Below are 6,446 nucleotides of genomic sequence, written 5' to 3'. Positions count from 1 at the left end.
CCTCTACATGCTAGTGTAGGAATGATTGTCCAATTTTATTCAACTTTGTCGGATTTTGTTTTTAATTTATGTATAGAAGAAAAGGACAGAAAAAGATTCTGTCCTTATTTACTAAAATAACTATGATGTATTGTTAAATTATATACATTTTCAAAATCCCGATCTTGCAGGTTATTTTTCTTTCCATCAATAACAATGAAAACGTCACTTACTATTTTTGCTGGTATAATCCCGACATTTTCTACTTGCACCGCTTTCTGCTCATTCAATTGCTCGATATGTTCTAACGGGACGATAATACTAAATTGTGAGCGAATACCACGAAAGTTTGTATTTAATTCCTTCGCAGCTTCAAAAACAACAATTTTCGCGCCAATCTTTTCCCCATATGAATCTAAAAATGCATTTAAGCTCTTTGTATATTCCTCTTCCGTATGCCATTCCATCGTACCGAATACTGCTGGATTAACATTTTGAATAATTGTCGTGTATATTTCTCCTCTTGCTTTAGATGCAATTAATGATCGTTTTATGGATTGAACTGTCTTGCCAATATCGCTAAATTTTGCACCCCATATTTCTGAAATATTAGGCGTTAAAATGAACGAAATATCAACAAAAATAACCATTGCAGTAAACATTAAAAGATTTTTCCAGAGGGTTAAATCGATTCCTTTTATCATGAAATACACGGTGACAGATATGATAAACAAACCATACCAAGTCTTTCTAATACGTTGCTTCTTCTCCTCGTACAACTCTTCATTTTTCCAATAAAAGAAAACAAGGACTACAAAGACAATCGCTAAAACAAATAAGCCAATTCGAATGTTAGAGATCATTAATCACATCACCCTCCATTCAAAAACTACTCACGATATCATTACATGCGCAAGCTGCTCTCTTTATGACAAAAGACGTGGACAAGCTTCTAAAATTAGCTACATCGCATATATATTAGAAGGTACCACGTCTTTTATCCTGCTATTTGTGGGCAGTAAGACCCCACTGATTAAAATTTCACTTTACCATGAGTCTATATTATATATGTAGACAAGCATTCATTTCAAATTTTCGTATTAAAAAGAAATATGTTTCGGAATTTCCCCTTCAGGTACTTCTCCATCCATACTTAAATAATAATGACGAATCGGACGTAAGTTTTCGTCTAATTCATAAACAAGCGGAATGCTAGTTGGAATATTTAATGAAACTACACCATCACTTGAAAGGTTGTCTAAATATTTTACTAGCGAGCGAATTGTGTTACCGTGTGATGAAATAATTACTTTATTACCACTTTTTAATGTCGGCGCAATTTCTGAATGCCAATAAGCAAGTACTCTCTTCTCCGTATCCTCTAAACATTCAGTTAATGGAAATTCACCTTTTTTGAGTGTTTTATATCTTGGATCGGTCGCTTCATATCGAGGATCGTCTTCAGTAAGAGCCGGTGGTCTTACATCAACACTTCTTCTCCAAATATGAACTTGCTCCTCACCATACTTTTGAGCAGTTTCATCTTTATTCAGCCCTTGCAATGCACCATAATGTCTTTCATTTAGCTTCCAAGATTTATGTATTGGAACCCAAGTAAGATCCATCTCATGAAGTACAATCCATAACGTCCGAATTGCGCGTTTTAATACAGATGTATAAGCCACATCAAAAGTATATCCGTTTTTCTTTAATATTGCTCCTGCTTCTCTCGCTTCACTTAATCCATTCTCTGATAGATCAACATCTGTCCATCCAGTAAAGCGATTTTCAAGATTCCATAAGCTTTGTCCGTGACGAATAAGTACAAGTTTTATCATTATAATTCCCCTTTCGGAAATGTGAATTTTATTGTTCCATTGCGTACACGTATAAAGTATCTAGTAATGTATCTTTTTATCCATTCACTCTATGACCAAATCATAGTTGCCAAATGTATGGATAAAATTTGCTCTTTTTCAAACGATAAAAACAGAAGTTTTTTCATTATTTTTGATCGACTGGTATTTCACGTTTCGATATCCAAGCATCAAAACCTGATCGGCTATTTGCCATTTCATTCATAACTTGGTGCCAATTGTCCTCACATGATTCACCAAATTTTGAAAAAATAGCACCCATTTGTTGTCTTTGTACATCACTCAGTTTTTTCTCTAAATCTGTACCTTTTTCTGTTAAAGACAACTGTTTCACACGTCGATCATGCATAGCTTCATTACTCTCAATTAAGCCCTTTTCCACAAGTTGACGTAGCGGCCCGTGGAGAGCTTGTTTACTTATTTCTAATAGTGATAATAACTCATTTACACTTATCCCTGGAAAACGTGCGATAAAAAATAAAATTCGATGATGTACTCGTTGAATGCCATATTCTTTTATAATTTCATCTGGCTTTTCAGTAAATGTTTTATATGCAAAATAAAATAATGCTAATGCCTCATTCATCTGTTCTTCTTTATGTTGTGTCATCTACTTTCCCCCTGTATGTAAATTATACCACAATCTAGTAATGAATATTTTAATCAACGCATTAGAACTTCTTTAGTCTATTGAAACATTCATTGCATAATTAGGAGATGATTCATTTGAAAAAACAATATACTGTAAGTACATATTTATTGGATAGACTACACGAATTAGGAATTGAACATATATTTGGGGTTCCTGGTGATTATAATCTTGCCTTTTTAGATGATGTGATAGCACATAAAAGTTTAAAATGGATTGGCAATTGTAATGAATTAAATGCTGCATATGCAGCAGATGGGTACGCTCGCATAAAAGGAATCGCCGCTCTTATTACTACTTTCGGTGTTGGAGAATTAAGCGCTATTAACGGTATTGCTGGCTCATATGCGGAAAACGTGCCAGTTATAAAAATTACAGGTACGCCACCAACAAAAATAATGGAAAATGGAGCAATCGTCCATCATACGTTAGGAGATGGAAAGTTCGATCACTTTTCCAATATGTATCGAGAAATCACTATAGCACAAACAAATGTAACACCTGAGCATGCTGCTGAGGAAATTGACCGTGTTTTACGTGCATGTTGGAATGAAAAACGCCCTGTTCATATTAATTTGCCGATTGATGTGTATAATAAACCAATTAATAAACCGACAGAACCTATTATAAATAAACCTATTTTAAGTAATAAAGAAGCATTAAATAAAATGCTTCTACATGCCATTTCAAAAATAAATAGTGCCAAAAAACCTGTTATTTTAGCTGATTTTGAAGTAGATCGATTTCATGCTAAAGAAAGTTTACATCAATTCGTAGAAAAAACTGGGTTTCCCATCGCGACGTTCAGTATGGGAAAAGGAATATTCCCAGAAAAACACCCTCAATTTATAGGTGTTTATACTGGTGATGTAAGTTCTCCGTACTTGCGAAAAAGAATTGATGAATCTGATTGTATTATTAGTATTGGTGTGAAGTTAACTGATACTATTACAGGCGGCTTCACACAAGGTTTTACAAAAGAACAAGTTATAGAAATCCATCCCTACACTGTGAAAATTATAGATAAAAAATACGGTCCAGTTGTAATGCAGGATGTTTTACAACATTTAAGTGATTCAATTGAGCATCGTAATAAAGATACCCTTGACGTTAAGCCATTTATTTTAGAATCATCACCTTTTACTGAAGAGTTCAATCCAAAAGCACAAATGGTCACACAAAAACGTTTTTGGCAGCAAATGTACCATTTCTTACAAGAAAACGACGTCTTAATTGTAGAGCAAGGAACACCTTTCTTTGGTAGTGCTGCTATCCCTCTACCTAATGACACTGCATATGTAGGACAACCGTTATGGGGATCTATCGGATATACACTGCCCGCTCTACTTGGTACACAGCTCGCCAATTTATCACGGCGCAACATTTTAATTATTGGTGATGGTTCTTTCCAAGTAACTGCCCAAGAGTTATCAACTATACTACGTCAAAATTTAAAACCGATTATATTTTTAATCAATAACAACGGATACACTGTTGAACGTGCCATTCACGGACAAAACCAACCTTATAATGACATACAGATGTGGGATTACAATAAACTATCAATGATATTTGGATCAGAAGAAAAAAGTCTAACATTTAAAGTAGAAAATGAAGCAGAATTAGCAGAAGTCTTAACAAATATAATTTTTAATAAGAATCAACTTATCTTTATTGAAGTTATAATGAGCCAAAGCGATCAACCTGAATTGTTAGCTAAACTCGGGAAAAGATTCGGTCAGCAAAATTCTTAATATAAAAGCATAACCTAATTATACAACTAGTAGTGTAAAACTTGTTTTGAGAATAGTTTCGACACTCAAAATACATAAGGAAAAGGATGGAAAGTACCATCCTTTTCTATTTTAAGAGCCTTCTTCGACTAACGCCCCGTGCGACAAGCAAAAATTCTTAATCCATCTTTAATTTTATAGCTTTTGTCGCAATAAATGTTTTAATATGCTTATCCAATATCCTTGTTCCACCAAAATCATCCTCATAAAAACCTGTTATAGCAAAACCAGCATCAATTTGGCCTTGGATTTGGTCTTCTAAAGTATGCGCATATTCTATTGTTTGATTTGAATCGATGTAATCTTGAACTTCATCCTCTGGTAAATAATCCAATGTTGATGAAGGAATTGAATGTTTAACATCCAGAATACCTTTTTGCTCTTGGTTATCATCAAAAATCCATAGTAACGGATTTGTAAATCCAGCAATAAGAACACCTTTATTCTTTAAAACCCTAGAAACTTCATTCCATACAAGATGAACATCTTTGACAAACAAATAAGCTACGCTTTTTCTTTTTTATTCAGCAAGAGTTAACTGCCAAGATACACCATACTTATCATTTAACCAGCCAAACTTTTTACTAAACGGATAAGAACCTAAAGGCATAAGAATCGCTCCATCCTGCGCTAGTTTATGAAAGACCGTTTCAATTTCTTCTTCTGTCTCACAAGTTACATAAAGAGACATAGCTGGAGTGAATGTAAAATTATGATTTACATAACTATCAATACACATAAACTCTTGGCCATTTAGCGTAAAAGTTGCATGAATTACAGTTCCCTCTTTACCAGGTCCATTTTCATCGTAGCGAGAAATACTTACAATTTCTGATTGATCAAATAGTGACGTATAAAAATTCATTGCTTCCTCAGCTTTGCCCTCAAACATTAAAAACGTAGTAATTTTTTGATTTGCGTTACTCATATGGAGACAGCCCCTTGTTATGTATTTATGTAAAACATACGCCAACAAAACCAAACGTACGTTCCTTTTAATATATTGTCTATAAAAACGATGAGTTTGTCAATTATCTACTTTATTATTTCTTCTTAAATAATGCTGTCCAAAGAAATGATTCTCCAAACATTTCTTTCGGTTGTTTCATTTGTTTCATTCTTCTAATCTCAATTACCTCAAATTCTTTAAATATCTCTCTTAACTTTTCTTCCGAGTATGCAAGACCACCTTGTAGACTCCACTCTCTATATACGTCCCAATCTGTTATTTCCGATCCATTTCGCTCATCTAAATCACCTGCCGCAAAACATGTTAATCCGAAATAACCACCCGATTTTAATGAGTTTTTAATTAAATCCACATAATTTATTCTTCTATGCGGTGGAATGTGATGCAAACAGCCCGAATCGTATACAAAATCAAATTCGTTTTGAACCTCTAAATTAAAAATTGAATCACAAATAAAATGAATTGCTACCTCTTTTGCCAATGCCCTTTCTTTAGCCCAATTAATGCCTTCTACAGATAAATCCACTGCTGTTACATCAAATCCTTGAGTCGCTAAATAAATGGCATTTCTACCTGGACCACACCCAAGTTCTAATACTTTCCCTTTTGAAACTCTCTCTTTTTGTATATACGAAACTAGGTTCTCATCTGGGACATTTCCAAAAAACGGAACATCCTTTTCTCTATTCTCATAAAATTCATTCCAAAATGGTTCTGCAGGTCTTAATAATGAATCAAGCATTTTTAAAATGTCTTCTTGTGTGTGTAACGTTTCATTTTTCATTAATACCCCTCCACAAATTAATAGTCAGAAAATTATTATATATCTTTTTGAACTTTCAAACAAAGAAAAAACTCCTACATTCAATAGGAGTTTTTTCTTTAAAATCCAAGTACATCTTGCCATTTTAGCAATTTCTCTTCCCGTACTTTCAAATAATCATGTTCATATTTCCCCATCCGTATTTCACTAACAATTTCTCAGTCTGCAAAAAAAGAACTCTTTCTGTTTTCGCTGCTACCTTTACAACATGAGTCACTTAAGAAGAATACTTTGCTGAAAAATAAAGTCGATTTCGTTAAGGTATATTTTTGCTAACGCCTCTTCTTTCATACATGATATTTCATACAATCATATTTTTCTAATAAAATAACGTTTTTGTTCACTTTTTTGATAC

General features: G+C 33.6%; 6 protein-coding genes and 2 pseudogenes. 1 reads left to right on the top strand and 7 read right to left on the bottom strand.

The features are described 5' to 3' along the window. Window positions 1-104: 104 nt before the first annotated feature. The 3 genes from ABWK52_RS15025 to ABWK52_RS15015 all read right to left on the bottom strand — a co-directional run bounded on the left by ABWK52_RS15025 (window position 105) and on the right by ABWK52_RS15015 (window position 2,466). The gene (locus ABWK52_RS15025; RefSeq protein WP_000624983.1) at window positions 105-842 is read right to left on the bottom strand and encodes a type II toxin-antitoxin system SpoIISA family toxin; all 738 of its coding nucleotides are present in this window, start codon (window positions 840-842) and stop codon (window positions 105-107) included. A gap of 237 nt (window positions 843-1,079) precedes the next feature. Beyond that, complete coding sequence (gene gpmA, locus ABWK52_RS15020) at window positions 1,080-1,817, bottom strand: 2,3-diphosphoglycerate-dependent phosphoglycerate mutase (protein ID WP_000594152.1); 738 nt, start codon at window positions 1,815-1,817, stop codon at window positions 1,080-1,082. 166 nt (window positions 1,818-1,983) lie between these two features. After that, window positions 1,984-2,466 carry a MarR family winged helix-turn-helix transcriptional regulator gene (locus ABWK52_RS15015; RefSeq protein WP_000191888.1) on the bottom strand — a complete coding sequence of 161 codons (483 nt, stop codon included), beginning with the start codon at window positions 2,464-2,466 and terminating at the stop codon, window positions 1,984-1,986. A gap of 107 nt (window positions 2,467-2,573) precedes the next feature. Between ABWK52_RS15015 and ABWK52_RS15010 the strand changes: the two genes are divergently transcribed. Continuing rightward, window positions 2,574-4,259 (top strand): alpha-keto acid decarboxylase family protein, encoded by a 1,686-nt coding sequence (locus ABWK52_RS15010; RefSeq protein WP_098542460.1) that lies wholly within the window; start codon window positions 2,574-2,576, stop codon window positions 4,257-4,259. 157 nt (window positions 4,260-4,416) lie between these two features. Here ABWK52_RS15010 and ABWK52_RS15005 read toward each other — a convergent pair. The 4 genes and pseudogenes from ABWK52_RS15005 to ABWK52_RS14990 form a co-directional block, all read right to left on the bottom strand. Then, window positions 4,417-4,806: pseudogene (locus ABWK52_RS15005) on the bottom strand (SAM-dependent methyltransferase); the annotation flags it as partial. 12 nt (window positions 4,807-4,818) lie between these two features. After that, entirely contained in the window at window positions 4,819-5,226 is a 408-nt protein-coding gene (locus ABWK52_RS15000; RefSeq protein WP_000063589.1) for a VOC family protein, read from the bottom strand. A 115-nt stretch (window positions 5,227-5,341) separates the two neighbouring features. Then, window positions 5,342-6,052: a class I SAM-dependent methyltransferase gene (locus tag ABWK52_RS14995; RefSeq protein WP_000787497.1), complete on the bottom strand. Its 711-nt coding sequence runs from the start codon at window positions 6,050-6,052 to the stop codon at window positions 5,342-5,344. A gap of 98 nt (window positions 6,053-6,150) precedes the next feature. Beyond that, a pseudogene (locus ABWK52_RS14990) lies at window positions 6,151-6,308 on the bottom strand (ABC transporter ATP-binding protein); the annotation flags it as partial. Window positions 6,309-6,446 lie beyond the last annotated feature (138 nt).

The organism is Bacillus sp. AP50, from assembly GCF_040492675.1.
GTDB lineage: Bacteria > Bacillota > Bacilli > Bacillales > Bacillaceae_G > Bacillus_A > Bacillus_A cereus.
The sequence above is the reverse complement of the archived record's forward strand: the minus strand, read 5'-3'. Positions and strand labels throughout refer to the sequence as shown.